This is a genomic window from Micromonospora parva (assembly GCF_000718515.1).
Classification (GTDB): Bacteria; Actinomycetota; Actinomycetes; order Mycobacteriales; family Micromonosporaceae; genus Micromonospora; species Micromonospora parva.
The window spans coordinates 12,458-29,240 of sequence record NZ_JNZS01000012.1 but is presented as its reverse complement, the minus strand read 5'-3'; the positions used below and the strand labels follow the sequence as shown (position 1 = coordinate 29,240).

General features: G+C 71.2%; 17 protein-coding genes. 7 read left to right on the top strand and 10 right to left on the bottom strand.

The window, feature by feature from the left end; genetic code table 11:
• Positions 1-55: 55 nt before the first annotated feature.
• Positions 56-133, bottom strand: coding sequence for a putative leader peptide (locus tag IF22_RS36470; protein ID WP_357592331.1), 78 nt, complete (start codon positions 131-133; stop codon positions 56-58).
• A gap of 247 nt (positions 134-380) precedes the next feature.
• Here IF22_RS36470 and IF22_RS0118395 point away from each other — a divergent pair, with 247 nt between their 5' ends.
• Positions 381-560 (top strand): DUF4236 domain-containing protein, encoded by a 180-nt coding sequence (locus IF22_RS0118395; RefSeq protein WP_030333600.1) that lies wholly within the window; start codon positions 381-383, stop codon positions 558-560.
• A gap of 188 nt (positions 561-748) precedes the next feature.
• Here the strand turns inward: IF22_RS0118395 and IF22_RS0118390 are convergent, their stop codons facing one another.
• Both IF22_RS0118390 and IF22_RS0118385 read right to left on the bottom strand, forming a co-directional pair.
• Positions 749-1,636: a hypothetical protein gene (locus IF22_RS0118390; RefSeq protein WP_030333599.1), complete on the bottom strand. Its 888-nt coding sequence runs from the start codon at positions 1,634-1,636 to the stop codon at positions 749-751.
• 24 nt (positions 1,637-1,660) lie between these two features.
• Entirely contained in the window at positions 1,661-2,182 is a 522-nt protein-coding gene (locus IF22_RS0118385; protein ID WP_030333597.1) for a VOC family protein, read from the bottom strand.
• 49 nt (positions 2,183-2,231) lie between these two features.
• On the opposite strand from IF22_RS0118385, the gene IF22_RS0118380 reads away from it, so the two are divergent.
• Positions 2,232-2,693 (top strand): MarR family winged helix-turn-helix transcriptional regulator, encoded by a 462-nt coding sequence (locus IF22_RS0118380; protein ID WP_030333595.1) that lies wholly within the window; start codon positions 2,232-2,234, stop codon positions 2,691-2,693.
• Positions 2,694-2,750: 57 nt separating this feature from the next.
• A complete protein-coding gene (locus IF22_RS0118375; protein ID WP_030333594.1) occupies positions 2,751-4,334 on the top strand; it encodes a tetratricopeptide repeat protein in 1,584 nt (527 codons plus the stop codon).
• A gap of 303 nt (positions 4,335-4,637) precedes the next feature.
• Here the strand turns inward: IF22_RS0118375 and IF22_RS0118370 are convergent, their stop codons facing one another.
• Together IF22_RS0118370 and IF22_RS0118365 are read right to left on the bottom strand one after the other, a co-directional pair.
• A complete protein-coding gene (locus IF22_RS0118370; protein WP_030333591.1) occupies positions 4,638-6,008 on the bottom strand; it encodes a sensor histidine kinase in 1,371 nt (456 codons plus the stop codon).
• 74 nt (positions 6,009-6,082) lie between these two features.
• Positions 6,083-6,739 carry a response regulator transcription factor gene (locus IF22_RS0118365; RefSeq protein WP_030333589.1) on the bottom strand — a complete coding sequence of 219 codons (657 nt, stop codon included), beginning with the start codon at positions 6,737-6,739 and terminating at the stop codon, positions 6,083-6,085.
• A gap of 95 nt (positions 6,740-6,834) precedes the next feature.
• Between IF22_RS0118365 and IF22_RS0118360 the strand changes: the two genes are divergently transcribed.
• A complete protein-coding gene (locus tag IF22_RS0118360) occupies positions 6,835-7,962 on the top strand; it encodes a LolA family protein (protein ID WP_030333587.1) in 1,128 nt (375 codons plus the stop codon).
• A 66-nt stretch (positions 7,963-8,028) separates the two neighbouring features.
• Here the strand turns inward: IF22_RS0118360 and IF22_RS0118355 are convergent, their stop codons facing one another.
• Positions 8,029-8,655 carry an SGNH/GDSL hydrolase family protein gene (locus IF22_RS0118355; RefSeq protein WP_030333585.1) on the bottom strand — a complete coding sequence of 209 codons (627 nt, stop codon included), beginning with the start codon at positions 8,653-8,655 and terminating at the stop codon, positions 8,029-8,031.
• 147 nt (positions 8,656-8,802) lie between these two features.
• On the opposite strand from IF22_RS0118355, the gene IF22_RS0118350 reads away from it, so the two are divergent.
• Positions 8,803-11,109 carry a HelD family protein gene (locus IF22_RS0118350; protein ID WP_030333583.1) on the top strand — a complete coding sequence of 769 codons (2,307 nt, stop codon included), beginning with the start codon at positions 8,803-8,805 and terminating at the stop codon, positions 11,107-11,109.
• Between the two features lie 86 nt (positions 11,110-11,195).
• Here the strand turns inward: IF22_RS0118350 and IF22_RS0118345 are convergent, their stop codons facing one another.
• Positions 11,196-11,615, bottom strand: coding sequence for a hypothetical protein (locus IF22_RS0118345; protein WP_030333582.1), 420 nt, complete (start codon positions 11,613-11,615; stop codon positions 11,196-11,198).
• Between the two features lie 191 nt (positions 11,616-11,806).
• Here IF22_RS0118345 and IF22_RS35945 point away from each other — a divergent pair, with 191 nt between their 5' ends.
• Complete coding sequence (locus tag IF22_RS35945) at positions 11,807-13,849, top strand: glycerophosphodiester phosphodiesterase family protein (protein WP_081883890.1); 2,043 nt, start codon at positions 11,807-11,809, stop codon at positions 13,847-13,849.
• 179 nt (positions 13,850-14,028) lie between these two features.
• Complete coding sequence (locus IF22_RS0118330) at positions 14,029-14,400, top strand: hypothetical protein (RefSeq protein WP_030333580.1); 372 nt, start codon at positions 14,029-14,031, stop codon at positions 14,398-14,400.
• A gap of 68 nt (positions 14,401-14,468) precedes the next feature.
• On the opposite strand, the gene IF22_RS0118325 is transcribed toward IF22_RS0118330, so the two are convergent.
• The 3 genes from IF22_RS0118325 to IF22_RS0118315 all read right to left on the bottom strand — a co-directional run bounded on the left by IF22_RS0118325 (position 14,469) and on the right by IF22_RS0118315 (position 16,705).
• Positions 14,469-15,416 carry a sporulation protein gene (locus IF22_RS0118325; RefSeq protein ID WP_030333579.1) on the bottom strand — a complete coding sequence of 316 codons (948 nt, stop codon included), beginning with the start codon at positions 15,414-15,416 and terminating at the stop codon, positions 14,469-14,471.
• 210 nt (positions 15,417-15,626) lie between these two features.
• Positions 15,627-15,839, bottom strand: coding sequence for a DUF397 domain-containing protein (locus IF22_RS0118320; RefSeq protein ID WP_030333577.1), 213 nt, complete (start codon positions 15,837-15,839; stop codon positions 15,627-15,629).
• Positions 15,836-16,705 (bottom strand): helix-turn-helix domain-containing protein, encoded by an 870-nt coding sequence (locus tag IF22_RS0118315; protein WP_030333575.1) that lies wholly within the window; start codon positions 16,703-16,705, stop codon positions 15,836-15,838. The genes IF22_RS0118320 and IF22_RS0118315 overlap by 4 nt, the downstream gene beginning before the upstream one ends.
• Between the last annotated feature and the right edge of the window lie 78 nt (positions 16,706-16,783).

Here is a 16,783-nt window from a genome sequence, read left to right as displayed (position 1 = left end):
AGCGGGCGGGCGGTGGGAGTGCGGCGCTGGAGCCGAGCCGGCTGAACCGGTCAGCTCAACAGAGCGCGCTCGCGTGCCGGACCAGGTCGATGTGCACACGAGCGGTGAGGAGAAGCTCATCCCGCTGCGACATGACCCCATGCTGCCGGGCGTCGGATCGAGCGGTCAACGGCCTTCCAGAAGATGAGACTTCTATCGCCGCCGATGTTACGGAGCCATTCTGGCAGCGTTTACCGTTCCGCAACACCTATCTGTTTGATAGGGATACCGGTGTCGGACGGGCACCGTCCAGGACGGACACCGAGAGGGTTTCAAAAGTTGTCGGTTCGGGCATGTTCGATCTCGACACGGCAGGGAACGGTGACGAGGGGAGACCTCCGATGGGCCTCATGTTTCGCAAGCGCAAGAAGTACGGTCCGATCATCCTGAACTTCACCGAGAACGGCTTCTCCTCGTGGAGCATCAAGATCGGTCGCTGGTCCTGGAACTCCAAGGCGCGTGCGCACCGCGTCGACCTGCCGGGTCCGCTGTCCTGGAAGCAGGACAAGTCCCGGTCGTAAACCTCCCGGGAGTCGAGCGGGGTGCCGGTGATTCACCGGCACCCCGCTCGGCGTCCACAACCCCCAAGCCCGCCCCGCCCCCGCCCTCCTCCCCCGCCGATCTTGCAGTTTCTGTTGGCGTTTCGCGTGGAATACCCGTTATGCCGAGACAAAAAGTGCAAGATCGCGTGGGGGTGGGGATCTGGGGATCAGCGGGTCAGGCTGATGATCTCGTCGCCGGCCAGGCGGCCGGACTCGCGGTCGCGGCGCACGTCACCGGCGTCGAGCAGGTCGGCGAGCGCCTGGTTGGCGTCGGCGGCCCGATAGAGGGTCGCGGTGAGGGTGTGCCGGCGCAGCTCGGTGACCGGCCGTGGCCCGCCCGCGCGCAGCTCGGCCAGCAACTGCTGAGCCAGCGGTTCGAGATCCGGATCGCCGAGCACGTCGACAGTGGTGCCGGTCGGGTCGAGGGGGTCGCGGTAGCGCACGCCGTGGTCCGCGCCGACCGCCCAGAGCGCGTCGCGGATCGCCTCCAGACTCCGGTCGGAGCGGCTGCCGAACGCGATCACACCGGCGGCCTCGCCGCCGGGCAGCACCGGTGCCACCTCGGCGACCAGGGGAAACCCTGCGGAGACGAGCACGTCTCGGGCACTGTCGGTGGTGTGCAGCAGTAGCTCTCCGGTCCGGCCGTTCGTCGCGGCGGCGAGCACCTTCGGCGTCACCGCGCCGGCCAGGTCCACGAAGGAGAACAGTGGCGCGCCGGCAGCCCCGGCGGCCTTCACGGCGACCGGCAGCCGGTACGCGTCGCCGGGCAGCAGGTGCACGGTGACCTCGGCGGGCAGCTCCGCCTCGATGGGGCCGAGCCGGGCCGGCAGGTCGGCGTCGGCGGCGTCGGCCAGCACCAGCACCGTCACCTGCCGGCCGCGCACCTGGTCGCCGTGTGCGGCGACCAGGCGCAGTGCCGCCTCCGCGCTGCCCGCGTCGACGCCCGCGAGGGCGACGGTGGCCCGCCGGGAGCGGTGCAGGGCCGCGGCCAGCCAGGTCGTCAACTGGCGGACCAGCAGCTCGCGGAGGAAATCAGTGGTCCGGTCGGTCGGCATCGGTCCGTTCTACCGTATGGGCGGTCAGGCCGGGACGGAGATCCCCACCCCGCCCCGGGTCTGCCCGCCGTAGCGCTGCCGCTCGGCGTCCAGGTCGAGCCGACCGATCTGCTTGCGGGCGGCCAGCGCGGTGTCGTCGAGCAGGTTGGCCGGGATCAGCCAGACCACCTCGAACTCCAGACCGTCGGGGTCCCTGCCGTAGAGGCTCTTGGTCGTGCCGTGGTCGGAGGTGCCGACCAGCGCGCCGGCCGCGACGAGCCGCTCGGCGGTGGCGGCCAGCTCGTCGAGCGTGTCCACCTCCCAGGCGAGGTGGTAGAGGCCGACGGTGGACCGACCAGCGGTCGACCGCCCGGCGCCCGCGCCGATCTCGAAGAGGCCGAGGTCGTGGTCGTTGGTGGAGTCGGGGGCCTGGAGGAAGGTGGCGCCCCGGAAGCCGTCCGGGGTCATCGCCACCGGGCGGAAGCCCAGCACGTCGCTGTAGAACGCGACGCTGCGGGCGAGGTCACTGACGTAGAGGACCGCGTGGTTGAGCCGATGAATACCCATGACCCGAGGCTAGCGCGATTTAGTTGAGCATTCAACCATCGGGGGTATGATGGCGGTCATGACCCGCTGGCTGGACCCCGACGAGCAACGCACCTGGCGCGCGTACCTGACCGCTTCCCGGGTGCTGATGGACACTCTCGACCGCGAGCTGCAACGCGACGCGGGCATGCCGCACGCGTACTACGAGATCCTGGTCCAGCTCTCCGAGGCCCCCGGTCGCCAACTGCGGATGAGCCAGCTGGCCCAGGCCGCGGGGTCCTCGCGCAGCCGGCTCTCGCACGCCGTGGCCCGGCTGGAGGCCGCCGGCTGGGTGCGCCGCGAGGACTGCCCCACCGACCGACGCGGGCAGATCGCGCTGCTCACCGACGAGGGTTTCGCCACCCTCGCGGCCGCCGCGCCCGGCCACGTCGAAGGGGTACGCCGACACCTGTTCGACGCGTTGAGCCCCGCCCAGGTCGACCAGCTGCGCCGGATCAGCGAGACCCTGGCCGAGCACCTGACCGGATCCTGACCAATCGACACCGGCGCGGGTCTTGTACTTACCGTCGTCGGATGAGCACGATGGGGCGTGTCTTCCGGCTTCGGTGAACTGACTGATCAGGCGCACCACCTCGTGTCCTCCGGCGATCTTGCCGGCGCACAGCAGCTGCTCTCCGACGCGCTCACCGACGCCGACCCCCGCCCGGCCAACGCCACCCCCGAGCTGGCCGAGGCGGCCAGCCTCCAGGCCCGGGTGCTGATCGCCCTCGGTGAGCCACACTCGGCCCGGGGGTGGGCCGCCTTCGCGTACGCGGCCACCACCCGCCTGCACGGTCGCGCCGACCCACGCACGGTGGCCGCGGCGGCCACCCTGGCCGCGGTGCTGCACCGGGTCGGCAGCCACTCCCGGGCGGCGCGGCTCTACCAGGAAGTCATCATCGAGCTGACCGCGCAGGACGGCCCGGAGTCGCTGCGGGTGCTCGCCGCGCACGCCGACCTGGCCACCGTGGAGTACGCGCGAGGCCAGTGCACGGTGGCCCGCGACCGCCTCCAGGACGCCTGGGAGCTGCACCGCGAGGTGTACGGCGACGGGCACCCCAGCGGCATCAAGATGCTGGCGCGGCTCGGGGCGATGCAGCGCGACTGTGGGCAGTTCGCCGAGGCGCACGACAACCTGGCGCTCGCCCGTGAGTTGTGCCGGCAGCACCTGCCCGCCGACGACCCGCTGGCCACCCAGGTGGCGGCGCTGGCCCGGGCGGCGGCGAATCCCGATCACGTCTGCGCCGACAACCCACCCACGGCCCGCGACACGCCCGTCGTACCGGCCGCCCGCGTTGCACCGCACGACGACGGGCCGACCGACTGGGGCCACCACCCGTCGGCAGCCGCACCCCACCACGCCGGGGCGGTTCCGAACCCCCGGCTGCCCTCCGACGAGGCGGTCGGGTCGACGGGCGGCAGGTGGCCGACCGAACCGGTGGACGGCCCCCCGCCCCACCCCGCCGACCCTCCGGTGCCCCCGTCGGTGGTCGGGCTGGCCGGCGGCGCGCAGGAGCAGCCCGGGGTGTACCGGCTGCACCGTCCCGCCGCCCCCACCGAGGCGTACCCGTCGTCCGACGCCTCGACACAGGTGGAGCCGTACACGCCGTCGCGGCTGCTGCCGGTGCCCGTGCACCGGGCGCCGCCGGAGCAGCGCAACCGGCTGGTGCCGGTGCTGGTGGCCGGCGTGGTCGTGGTGCTCCTCGGTGCGGCAGCGGTGATCGCCGGGGTGGCCCGGGTCGACGGCGACGACGAGCCGACCCCGCCGCCGGCCAGCGCCTCCCCCACCGCGGGCGCGCCGGCCAGCACCGCGCCCGCCCCGGGCGGCTCGGCACCCACGTCGGCTGCCGCCGCGGCGTCGCCCGGCACCCCACCCACCGCGGTGACCCTGCGCGACAACCGGGACAGCATCGCGCTGAACTGGACGTACCCGGCCGGCAGTGAGGGCCCGGTGGTCATCGCGGGCGGTCGCACCGGCCAGGCCCACAACATCTTCGCCACCTTGCCGGCGGGCACGACCAGCTTCGTCATCTACGCGCTCAACCGCACCAACGACTTCTGCTTCACTGTCGCTGTCGCCTGGTCCACCGACACCGTGGCCCGGTCCAAGCAGGTCTGCACCCGCCGCCGCTGACCCGCAAGCCACTACCCTGCCCGCCACTGCACCGCCGGCTACGCCCCGCAGACCTCACTCAGCGTGAGCTACCCGTTGACGAACCCGCCGTGACACCCCGTCACACCCGACGCCCCGCCCACAACTCCGGCCCAGGCTTTGCTCTGCTTACCTATACGCACCATCTCGGACGAGCAGCTGAAACGTCGCGACCGCCGCTACAACACGCGTCGGCGACCATCACGTTGCGTGGCTGTCGCGTCCGCGGGTGCAGAGCAAAGGGGCATCAGTGGGCGGTTGGGGGAGGCCGCCGTCACGGACCGTCTACTTTTGACCGTCCTCGGCTGGCAGCGCTGGCAGGAGCAGGCACACCCGCAGGCCTCGCTGCTCCGGCGCGTCGGTCAGGATGATGCTGCCGCCCGCGCGTCGCACCAGCTCCCGGACGATGGCCAGCCCCAGGCCGGCGCCCCCGTCGTCGCGGGCCCGTCCGTCATCCAGCCGGGTGAACCGGTCGAAGACCCGCTCCCGGTCCGCCAACGCGATCCCCAGGCCGTCGTCGGTCACCGTCACCAGGTGGTACGCCCCGACGCCAGGCCGGACCGCGGAGCCCTCCGTCGACGTTGCCTCGGCGGCGAGCACGACACTGCCGGACGCGTGGCGTACCGCGTTGTCCACCAGGTTGGCCAGCACCCGACGCAACTCCTCGACCGCGCCGATCGTCCAGAGCGGGCCCGCCGGCGGCGTCACCCGCACCGGCGGCGACGGGTAGCGGGCGGCGACGTCCGTCAGCAACGCGCCCAGCTCCACCGGGCCGGTCCCCCGCGTCGGCGGCGTCTCGTCCAGGCGGGCCAGCAGCAGGAGATCGTCGACCAGGCGGCTCAGCCGGTCGGTGTCGGCGAGCAGATTGGCGGTCACCGCCGTCCAGTCCGTCCGGTCGGCGAGGCGCTGGGCCACCTCCAGTTCCGTCCGGATGTTGGTCAACGGGCTGCGCAGCTCGTGTGCGGCGTCGGAGACGAAGGCCCGCTGCCGGACGCGGGCGGATTCCAACCGGTCCAGCATGCCGTTGAGGGTGACCGCCAGGCGGTGGATCTCGTCGGCCGACGCCGGCACCGGCAGCCGGCCCGCACCGGCCCTCCCGGTGATCTCCTCGGCGCCTCGACGCAACTGCTCGACCGGCCGCAGGGTCGCGCCCACCACCCGCCACGCCACCCCGGCCAGCACGGCCACCAGCAGCGGAAACGCCACCAGCAGGATGGTCCGGACCACGTGGATGCTGTGCCGCACGTCGGCCATCGAGCGGGCGACCAGCACGGTGAGCGGGTCGGCCGCGGTGCCGGCTGGTACGGCGACCACGCGGACCGGGCCGACCAGCCCGACCCGCTCGGCCGGCACCTCCAGCCGCTGCCGACCCGTCCGGTCCAGTCGCTCCGGGCGGACCATCGGCACCAGCCGGTCGGCGTCGATCGAGGCCGCCCTGATCCGCCCCTGCGCGTCGACGACCTGCACACGGACCTGCCCGCCGGCCACCGGCAGTGGGTCGGGCAGCGCGTCCTCGGCGGCGAGCAGGGCAACGGCATCGGCGGTGCGGAATGCCTCGGTGTCGACGGTGCGCTGGAGCACGAAGCCGAGCGCGCCGAGCAGCACCACCCCGCCCACCGCCAACCCGATGGTGAGGCCGAACACGCCGATCGCCATGAGCCGCCCCCGCAGCCCGAGGATCGGCATCCAGCCGGGCCGGGCCCGACCGGTGGGTGCCGGGCCGTCCGACGTCACGTGGCCAACCGGTAGCCGGCACCCCGGACCGTCTCCAGCCGGTCCCGGCCGAGCTTGCGGCGCAGATAGCCGACGTACACCTCGACGGCGTTCGGCGCGGTCTCCAGGCTCGCGTCCCAGACGTGGTCCAACAACTCGATCTTGGAGATCACCTGACCCGGCCGGCGCATCAGGTAGTCCAGCAGCGCGAACTCCCGCGCGGTCAGCGTCACCTCGGCGTCCGCCCGGGTCACCCGCCGCCGGGCCGGGTCCAGCCGCAGGTCGCCGACCGCCAGCACGGTCGGACGCTCCGGTGCGCCCCGACGCAGCAACGCCCGCAGCCGGGCCAGCAGCACCACGTACGAGAAGGGCTTGGTCAGATAGTCGTCGGCGCCGCAGTCGAGGCCGTCGGCCTGGTCGTACTCGCCGTCCTTGGCGGAGAGCATCAGCACCGGCAACCAGTGCTCCTCCGCACGCAGCCGCCGGACCAGCTCGTACCCGGAGAGGCCGGGCAGCATCACGTCGAGGATCATCGCGTCGTACCCGCCGTGCCGGGCCGCGTCCAGGCCGGCCGGGCCGGTCCCCGCCACATCCACCGCGAACCCCTCGGCCTGCAGGCCGCGTTGCAGGGCAGCCGCCAACCGGGCCTCGTCCTCCACCACCAGCACGCGCACCACTCAAGGGTGCCACCCGGGTCAATCAACCCCGTTCGGTGTCCTCAGCGCGTTCACAGCAGTGAGGGGGCAGGATGGGCGCAGGAGGTGCCACCATGTCCGTCCTGAGAAGCCGTCCCGTCCTGCGCTGGCTGGTCCCGGCCACCGCGGCCGTCGCCGTCATCGGCGGTGGCGCGGCGATCGGCACGTTCGCCGCCGAGGCCGAGCCGAGTCTGCCGCCCCGCACCGCCGCCCAGCTCCTCGTCGACCTGCAGACATCCCGGTTGGAGGGGTTGTCCGGGACCGTCGTGCAGCGCGCCGACCTCGGCCTGCCACCACTGGTCGGGCTGCTCCCCGGCAACGAGCTGACCACCATGCTGACCGGCACACACACCCTGCGGGTCTGGTACTCCGGGCCGGACAAGCAGCGGGTCGCGCTGCTGGACACCCTCGGCGAGCAGGACGTGATCCGCAACGGCCGGGATCTGTGGACCTGGCAGAGCCGCACCAACACCGCCACGCACCGCGCGTTGGGCGACAAGGCCGGGGCGTTCAAGCCCGCTCCGGAACCGGCAGCGAGCCTGCCGGCCACCCCGCAGCAGGCCGCCGACCTGGCGTTGGGCGCGATCGACCCGAGCACCGAGGTCAGCGTCGGCCGCTCGGCCACCGTTGCCGGCCGGGACTCGTACGAGCTGGTGCTCCAGCCGCGTGACCAGGACTCGCTGGTGCACCAGCTGCGGATCGCCATCGACGCCAAGCAGCACGTGCCGCTGCGCTTCGAGGTGCTCGCGAAGGGCAGTGACCAACCGGCGTTCGAGGTGGCCTTCACCCAGGTCGACTACCGCCGCCCTGACGCCGACCAGTTCACCTTCAACCCGCCGCCCGGGGTGACGGTCACCGAGGAGAAGGCCGAACGGCCGGCGGGCAAGCCCGGTCACGTGAAGCCAGCGGCGGACCCGCAGGTCCGTGCGGTCGGCGACGGCTGGACCACCGTGCTGGTCGCCCGCCTGGACGGTGCGCTCGACGGCGGGCCCGCCGCTGGGAAACCCGCCACTCCCCCGGCCGGCGCCGCACCCGACGTGGACGTGTCGAAGCTGCTCGGCGGGCTGCCCGCCGTCAGTGGTGACTGGGGCAGCGGTCGACTCTTCAGCACCAGACTGTTCACCGTGCTGCTCACCGACGACGGCCGGGTACTCGCCGGAGCGGTGACGCCGGAGCGGCTCTACCAGGCCGCCCGCGGCTGATCTCCGCGTGTTCGCGCCGGGTCGACCTGACGGTCGGCCCGGCGCTTCACCGTGCGCGCGGGCGGGTCAGCAGACGCCGAGGGCGCTGAGGTAAGCGTCGGCGAGGACCGCGTGGCCGGGCAGGTACGGGTGGACCCGGTCGTCGGCCCAGCGCGTCGCGGGACTCACCGCCAGCACCCGGTCGAACGCCGCCTGGTTGGGCACGTGCACCGCGTCGAACTCGGCGGCGAGCGCGGCCACGACCGCCGCGTACCGGTCGGTGTCGGCGCGTTGCGGATCGGTGCGGTCCGCCTCGATGAGGAACGGGTCGCCGAGGATCAGTCGGCAGCCGGTGCCGGTGACCGCCCGACGCAGCAGGTCACGCAGGGTGCGCTCATACTCGTCGATGTCAACGGCCTCATCCCGGCGGTCACCGTAGCGCCGCCAGATGTCGTTGATCCCGATCAGCACCGCGAGCCAGTCGGGGCGCTCGGCGATGGCGTCGGCGTCCCAGCGGGCGGCCAGGTCGCGCACGGTGTCGCCGCTCACACCCCGGTTGACCCACTCCACCTCCAGCTCGGGGTGCCGGGCGTCGACCAGGGCGCGCACCAGGCTCACGTATCCGTTGCCGTACGGCGCGGCGGTGTCGCGTCGACCACAATCGGTGATGCTGTCCCCGATGAAGACCACCCGTTGGCCGGTCCGCAGGATCATCCGCCGCCACCTCGCGATCACCGGCGCGCCGGACCGCCCGGCTTGGTGAGAACCGGCGGAACGCGCTATCTTCAACAGTTCGAAGGGCACAAAAAAGAACGGCTAAAAGCCGTTCCTGCAAAGGATTCTAATCTTTAGGGAGACGGCTTGTCAAGGCACTCCGGCGGTTCCGGCGAATTGCCGCTCGACGACGAGATCGGTCGCGAGCAGGAGTACGTCTCGATGCTCTACCACCGGCTGGACGAGCTGCGTGAGCAGGCCGCCCACCGACTCACCGCCGAGCTGCACAACACCGGCGGAACCCTCCAGGACCGCTCGCAGCGCGACAGCTCGGTAGCGATGTACGCCGATCAGGTCGAACAGTTCTCCGCCGTGGAGAACGGGCTCTGCTTCGGCCGTCTCGACGGCGACGACGACTCCCGCCGCTACATCGGCCGGATCGGCATCTTCGACACCACCGGTGACTACGACCCGCTGCTGATGGACTGGCGCGCCCCCGCCGCTCGACCGTTCTACCTCGCCACCGCCGCCAACCCGCAGGGCGTACGCCGTCGCCGGCACCTGCGTACCCGCCAGCGCAAGGTGACCGGGCTCAACGACGAGGTGCTCGACATCGACAGCGCCTCCCCCGGCGCCCACGAGGAGTTGACCGGTGAGGCGTCGCTGCTCGCCGCGCTCAACGCCGGCCGCACCGGCCGGATGCGCGACATCGTCGAGACCATCCAGGCCGAACAGGACGAGATCATCCGCGCGGAACTCCCGGGCGTCATGGTGGTCCAGGGTGGCCCCGGCACCGGCAAGACCGCTGTCGCGTTGCACCGGGCGGCGTACCTGCTCTACACGCACCGCCGCGAACTCTCCAGCCGGGGCGTGCTGCTGGTCGGCCCGAACGCGACCTTCCTGCGGTACATCTCCCAGGTGCTGCCGACGCTGGCCGAGACCGGTGTGTTGCTGCGTACCCAGGGTGATCTCTTTCCCGGGGTGAGCGCCCAACGGTCCGAGCCGGCCGAGACCGCGGCGCTCAAGGGCCGGGCGGTGCTGGCCGAGGTGTTGGCGCTGGCCGTGCGGGACCGGCAGTGGGTGCCGGACGAGCCACTGGAGATCGAGGTCGAGCGGGAGACGCTGACCCTCGACCCGGAGATCGTGCGCGCCGCCCGCGACCGGGTCCGCCGCACCGACCGACCGCACAACCTGGCCCGCGCGCTGTTCGACGTGGAGATCGTGCACGCGCTCGCCGAGCAGGTGGCCGAACGGATCGGCGCCGACCCGCTCGGCGGGGACAACCTCCTCGACGAGGCGGACCGGGCCGAGATCCGGCGGGAACTGCGCGAGGAACCGGAGATCCGGGCCGCCCTCGACCAGCTGTGGCCGGTGCTCACACCGCAGCGGCTGCTCGCCGACCTGTACGCCGACCCGGATCGGATCGCCGCCGCCGCGCCGATGCTCACCGCTGACGAACGGGCGCTGCTGCGGCGCGAGCGCGGTGGCTGGACCCCCGCCGACGTTCCGCTGCTCGACGAGGCGGCCGAACTGCTCGGCGAGGACGAACGTGCCGCCGCCGCCCGGCGGGACCGCATCCGGATGATGGAACGGGAGTACGCCGAGGGCGTGCTCGAGATCGCCAGGGGTTCCCGCTCGATCGACGTCGAGGACGAGGCCGAGGGCGGTGAGATCCTCGGCGTCACCGACCTGATCGACGCGGACCGGCTGCTGGAACGGCAGGAGGAGACCGACCGGCTGACCACCGCGCAACGGGCCGCCGCCGACCGCACCTGGGCGTTCGGCCACGTGATCGTGGACGAGGCGCAGGAGTTGTCGCCGATGGCCTGGCGACTGCTGATGCGCCGCTGCCCGAGCCGGTCGATGACGATCGTCGGGGACGTCGCCCAGACCGGCGCGCTCAGCGGCACACCGTCCTGGGCGGACGCTCTCGCCCCGTACGTCGAGCAGCGGTGGCGGCTCACCGAGTTGACGGTCAGCTACCGCACCCCCACCGAGATCATGGCGGTGGCCGCCGACGTACTGGCCGAGATCGACCCGGCGCTGCGGCCACCGCGCTCGGTGCGGGAGAGCGGCGTACCCCCGTGGGACCGGGCGGTGCCCGACGGGCGGTTGGCTGCGGAGTTGGTGGCCGAGGTGACCCGGGAGGCCGCCGGGCTGACCGAGGGTCGGCTCGGGGTGCTGGTGCCGGCCGGCCGGGTGGGCGAGTTGGGCGCGGCGGTCACCGCGGCCCTGCCGGAGGCCGCCGTCGGCGAGCATCCGGAGCTGGAGAGCCGGGTGGTGGTGCTGACCGTCGCACAGGCCAAGGGGTTGGAGTTCGACTCGGTGCTGGTGGTCGACCCGGACCGGATGGTGGCCGAGTCACCGCGCGGACGCAGCGACCTGTACGTGGCCCTGACCCGCGCCACCCAACGCCTAGGAGTCCTCCGCCCAACCCCCACCCCCACTCTCTGAGTCGATCATGAGGTTGACGTGGACTGTGATCTCTGTCAGCCACGTCAACCTCATGATCACGCCGCCAAGGGGGCGGGTGGGTGGGGTTAGTCGTTGGATTTGTCCCTGATGGACTTTGCCGGGCCCGTTGCGGACGTGGACTGGTCGCTGGTGCCACCGCCGCTCGGCGTGCTGAGGCCGCCGGTGGTGGCGTCGCCGGTCGTCGTCGGGGCGACAGTGCCCGGGTGTCGTTCCGGCTGTCGCGCCACCCGGCGTACGCTCGCCGGCCCGGCGGTGCCACCGGTGGTGGTCACCGCGCCCTGCCCGCCGACCGGGCCACCGTCGCGCAGCACCTGTGGGTCGATCCGTTCCTTCGCGGGGTCGAACGGGTCATCGCGTTGGATCTGACTCTCCACATCGGTGCGGGGCACCGTCACCTCGTCGAGGGCGCCCTTGCCGTACACGCCGCCGGCGATCCGGTCCTCGGCCTCGCGGGCGGCGTCCTGCCGCATGTCGTCCTCACGCACGTCCATCACCTCGCAGAAGCTGTGGAACTGACTGCGTGCCCGAGGGCCGGCCGACCAAACCCGGTGTGACCGGGAGGTCGTCCACGGCGGTTCACCGTCGCGCCGCCCGCTGGCCGCCTGCCCGCAGCCCGAGATGTCCATGCTGTCCCGCGACCGGTGGGAGGTGCCCGCCGGCAGGAGGGGATGACAGCGTGCGCACAGTACGCCGTACCGCCGTCGCGGCCCTGGTGGCCGCGACGGTGACGACCGGGCTCGCGGTGCCCGCCCAGGCGAAGCCGCGACCGGACCGGACATTCGACGTGCAGGCCCACCGGGGCGGCCTCGGGCTGCGGGTGGAGAACACCCTCGCCTCCTTCGGCAACGCCCTCCAACTCGGGGTGAGCACCCTCGAACTGGACGTGCAGATCACGGAGGACGGCCAGGCCGTCGTCACCCACGACCGGAAGATCAGTGGCGCCAAGTGCGTGGACACCAGCCCGGTGACGCCCGGCGACCCGGAGTTTCCGTACGTCGGGAAGTACATCAACACGCTCACCGTGGCCCAGGTACGCTCGCTCGACTGCGGCTCGAAGACGCTGTCGGACAAGCCCGGCCAGCTCGCCGTCCCGGGTGCCCGGATGCCGCTGCTGCGTGAGGTCTTCGCGCTGGTCAACCGGTACCGCGCGAAGGACGTGAAGCTCAACGTCGAAACCAAGGTCGAGGCGGGCGCGCCGACCGAGACCGCCCCCCGCGAGCAGTTCGTCCGGGTCACCGCTGCCGAGGTCCGCGCCGCCGGGCTGCTCAAGCAGGTGACCATCCAGAGCTTCGACTGGGGTGCGCTGATGCGCATGCGTCAGGTCGAGCCGAAGCTGCCGCTGGTGGCCCTGACCAACTACGACTTCCTGCAGACCGGCCAGCCGGGTGCCTCGCCCTGGCTGGGTGGGCTGGACATCGACGACTTCGGTGGCGACCCGATCACGGCGATCCGCAGCTTCGGCGCCAGTGCCTTCTCGCCGGTGCACGGCATGCCGCAGAACGGCACCGTCACCGACCCGGGCTACCAGCCGTACGTCACGAAGGAGATGGTCGACCGGGCGCACCGGTACGGGATCAAGGTGATCCCGTGGACGGTCGACGACGTGCCGACCATGACCAAGCTGATCGACGACGGCGTGGACGGCATCATCACCGACTACCCGGACCGGCTGCGCGGCGTGCTGGCGCAGCGCGGTTACCGGCTGCCGAAGGCGTACGCCGCGCCGTTCGACATCCAGGCGCACCGGGGCGGTCGGGCCACCCGGCCGGAGAACACCCTGCCGGCGTTCTCGAACGCGCTCTCCAACCGGGCCATCTCCACGCTGGAGCTGGACACCGGCGTGACCGCCGACGGCAAGCTCGTGGTGCTGCACGATCGCACCGTCAACGGGTCGCACTGCGTCGACACCAAGCCGGTGCGCCCCGGTGACCGGATGTTCCCGTACGTGGGCAAGCCGGTGCACGAGCTGACCCTGGCGCAGCTCAAGACCGTCGACTGCGGCACGAAGACGCTGCCCGAGCTGCCCGCCCAGGTGCCCGCGCCCGGTGCCCGGATCCCGACCCTGGACGAGGTCTTCGCCCTGGTGAAGGCCAGTGGCCGCACCGACATCGGCATGAACATCGAAACGAAGATCAGCCCGGTGGTGAACGACACCGAGCCGTACCGCAGCTTCACCCGCAAGCTCGTCGACGCGATCCAGCGGGCCGGCTTCACCAAGCGGGCCACCATCCAGTCGTTCGACTGGCGCACCATCACCTACGCACGGCAGCTCGACCGGCGGATCGGCACCGTCGCCCTGGTCTGGCAGTACGGCCCGGCCGAGTGCACGACCCTCGCCGACGAGTGCTCGCTGCAGGCGGTCTACGGCAACCCGGCGGTGAAGAGCCCGTGGACCGGTGGGCTGGACTGGTGGAAGTACCAGGACCTCGGCAAGCTGACCCGGGCCGCCGGCGCTGGCACGGTGTCCGCCAACTGGCAGGTGCACGACCCGAAGCAGGGCACCGTCGCGTCCGCCGACTGGTACCTGCGGGAGAACCCGGCATACTTCCACGGACCGGACGTTCGTACGCTGCAGACGCGCGACGGCCTGAAGGTGATCCCGTACACCGTCGATGACGCGACGGTGATGCAGCGGGTCATCGACCTCGGCGTCGACGGCATCATCACCGACGACCCGGACCTTCTGGTACGCGTGGCCATTCGCAACGGCCTGCGCTGACCCGCCGAACCACCCGATCGCCGGCCGGATTTTTCCGGCCGGCGATCGGTGTTACCTGCTCCGGGGCCTCGGGTAGTCGGGGGTTGTCCCCGCCACGAAAGCGAACCGTGCCGTGGCCGACACGCGGTAGCGGGGCGAGGGAATGCAGGTACGACTCATCGCATCCTGAGGAGGACCAGATGAGCACGCAGGCTGCTTCCACCCGGCCGATGAACCGGCCCATGAACGACCCGCAGAATCCCGCTGCGATGCGAGAGACGCAGCAGATGCCGGTCATGCACGACGGGCGTCGGAACGACATGCAGGCACCTGGTACGGAGACCAAGCAGGCGTTCAAGACCACCGAGTTCTGGATCTACCTGATCGCGGTGGCCGCCGTACTGGGCGCGTCGCAGGTCGTCGGTCAGAACTCCGCGGGAGTGGACATCTTCCGGGCCGACAATGCCTGGTTCCTGATCACCCTGCTGACGCTGGGCTACCTCGGTAGCCGTGGTCTGGCCAAGGCCGGCAGCAACTGGCGCAGCAGCGAGGAGCGCAAGGCCCGGCACTGACCGGTTCACAGTGCACGGTGGCCTCCGGGAGGATCTCCCGGAGGCCACCGTCGTCGCGTGTCGAACGGCTACTCGTCGCCACCGAAGTCGCCGAAGTCCCCCTCGAACGCGTCCTCGATCATCTCGCCGGCGATCATGCCGCCGGCGACACCGAGCGCCGCACCGGCGACCATGCCGCCCATGCCGTGCCCGCGGCTGTGACCGTGCCCGTGACTCGGGCCGTACTGCGAGCGCAGGCTGCCGTAGCGGGACGTGGTCTCGCGCAGCCAACCGTCGACGACCTGCGCCCAGTCCACCCGGTCGACGTCGGTGTGCGACACCTGGTAGCGGCCGAACGCGTCGTGCCCGGCGCTGAGGAACCCGCCGCGCTTGTCGCACTCCAGGATGACCTCCACACCGCGCTGGCTGGTCACGAAGGTCAGCTCGACCTCGTTGATCGTGCTCGCGTACTGCGGGGAGGCGAAGAACTCGATCTCCTGGTAGAACGGCAGGGTCTGCTGCACGCCCCGGATGTGACCGCGCTCCAGGTCGGCGCTCTTGAACCGGAAACCGAGGCGCTGGAACGCCTCCAGGATCCGCTCGTGCACCGGCAGCGGGTGCACCGCCACGTGGTCCAGGTCGCCCTTGTCGACAGCACGGGCGATGGCCAGCTCGGTGCGCAGACCCATCGTCATGCCGCGCAGGCGCTGCCCGTACACGTCGGTGATCGGGGTCTCCCACGGCACCGGCATCTGGAACGGGAGCGAGAGTTGCTGCTTCGGGGCGAGGACGAACGACCCGCTGACCGCCATGCGGTGGAACTCCATCGTGCCCGCGTACTCGGTGTCGTGTCCTTCGACCTCGACCCGGGTGACCAGGCCGATCACCACCTGCTCGATGGCTGCCTCAGCGTCGCCACCGACGAGGTTCACCTGCCCGTCGAGGGTCAGGCCGGGCCGGGTGTTGGGGTTGGTCAGCACGGTGTCCACGCTGGGACCGCCCACACCGAACGCGCTCAACATCTTCTTGAAGACCATCGGAACTCCTGTGCGACGCCGACCGCTCCACGCTGGAGTCGGACGTTGACTCGACCGGCACCCTATCCAGCACCCCTGTGAGATGGCTGTGAAGCGCCGCGCGACGCTCCGCCGGCGTGGCGTTTCGGGAGCAGGCCGAGCCAATTGACTGGTGGCGAGCCTGTGGAGCTGATGCCGCAAACGATTCAGGCGGTCGACCTCGATCACGCATCAGGGCGCGAAATCGCCGTCCTTCACCCCGTCGACGAACGCCATCCACCCGCCCGCCGGGTAGACGAGGGTCGCCGCCGCGCGATCCTTGCTGTCCCGCACCGCCACTCGACCGGAACCGTCCAGAACCGTCCCCGCCTCGACGCAGCTACCACCGTTGCTGTTGCTCCGGCTGCTGACGTGCCAGGCCACCGCGGGTAAGGCTTCACTCATGGCAGTCCCTCCTTGATCTCCGCGATCAGCTCGGCCGCCTCGCGCCGACCCAACGCGACACCACGAAGCCGATCGTACGCAAGCGCGTAGCGCTTCGACGTGGGAGATTCCATGAAGCGGCGCCCGCCCAGCGTCTCGGCATAGGCGACCTCCGGGTATGGCTTGGGCATCCCGAAGAGTACGAACGAGCCATCGAGACCGGCGTGCAGCCCCACCCGTGATGGCAGCACGCGAATGTCAATGTTCGGTTTTCCAATCAGGTCGCCCAGGTGGTGGAGTTGGCCGCGCATCACGGCAGTGCCACCGACGGGGCGGCGCAGTACGGCTTCATCGATGATCGCCGCCACCCGGACAGCCGGGTCTCGCGTCAGCACACGTTGACGGTCGATCCGGAGCTGTAGCCACTTGCCGACCGAGAATTCTGTCGCGCCTTCCCCTTCCGCGTTGCGGATCACTGCCTCCGCGTAAGCCGGCGTCTGCATGAGGCCCGGCACGAGAAAGGCATCCCACGAGTAGATGCGCTCGGCCCTACTCTCCAGCCACGGGAAATCGATGAATGAGGCATCGACCAGCTCGTCATAGTCGTCGTCCCATCGATCCGTTCGCCACGCATCCTCGGCAAGCTGGATGAAGCGATTCCGCTCGCGCCCGTCGTGCTCGCCGTAGAGGTCGAGCAGCGACACGACGACTCCACGCCGGAACGGCCACTCGGCGCGCTCCCAGCGGGCAATGGACGAAAAGTCGCGCTCCAGGAACTCCGCGGCCTGCTTGAGCGTGATGCCGCGCTGCTCCCTCAGCTGCCGCATCTGCTGACCGAGCCACTGAGCACGCAGCGTCTGCACGAACGATTCACGCCTGGCGGGCATGGTGCACCTCTCCTCGCGGACCCTCAAGACGAATTTTGTTGGTGTCGTTGCACCAATTCCGGCGCCACTGGAAACGTG

What these genes read in the sequence shown, in the direction of transcription:
- IF22_RS36470 (WP_357592331.1), bottom strand. Translation starts at nt 133, where the DNA reads ATGTCGCAGCGGGATGAGCTTCTCCTCACCGCTCGTGTGCACATCGAC.
- IF22_RS0118395 (WP_030333600.1), top strand. Translation starts at nt 381, where the DNA reads ATGGGCCTCATGTTTCGCAAGCGCAAGAAGTACGGTCCGATCATCCTG.
- IF22_RS0118390 (WP_030333599.1), bottom strand. Translation starts at nt 1,636, where the DNA reads ATGCCGACCGACCGGACCACTGATTTCCTCCGCGAGCTGCTGGTCCGC.
- IF22_RS0118385 (WP_030333597.1), bottom strand. Translation starts at nt 2,182, where the DNA reads ATGGGTATTCATCGGCTCAACCACGCGGTCCTCTACGTCAGTGACCTC.
- IF22_RS0118380 (WP_030333595.1), top strand. Translation starts at nt 2,232, where the DNA reads ATGGCGGTCATGACCCGCTGGCTGGACCCCGACGAGCAACGCACCTGG.
- IF22_RS0118370 (WP_030333591.1), bottom strand. Translation starts at nt 6,008, where the DNA reads ATGGCGATCGGCGTGTTCGGCCTCACCATCGGGTTGGCGGTGGGCGGG.
- IF22_RS0118360 (WP_030333587.1), top strand. Translation starts at nt 6,835, where the DNA reads ATGTCCGTCCTGAGAAGCCGTCCCGTCCTGCGCTGGCTGGTCCCGGCC.
- IF22_RS0118355 (WP_030333585.1), bottom strand. Translation starts at nt 8,655, where the DNA reads ATGATCCTGCGGACCGGCCAACGGGTGGTCTTCATCGGGGACAGCATC.
- IF22_RS0118330 (WP_030333580.1), top strand. Translation starts at nt 14,029, where the DNA reads ATGAGCACGCAGGCTGCTTCCACCCGGCCGATGAACCGGCCCATGAAC.
- IF22_RS0118325 (WP_030333579.1), bottom strand. Translation starts at nt 15,416, where the DNA reads ATGGTCTTCAAGAAGATGTTGAGCGCGTTCGGTGTGGGCGGTCCCAGC.
- IF22_RS0118320 (WP_030333577.1), bottom strand. Translation starts at nt 15,839, where the DNA reads ATGAGTGAAGCCTTACCCGCGGTGGCCTGGCACGTCAGCAGCCGGAGC.
- IF22_RS0118315 (WP_030333575.1), bottom strand. Translation starts at nt 16,705, where the DNA reads ATGCCCGCCAGGCGTGAATCGTTCGTGCAGACGCTGCGTGCTCAGTGG.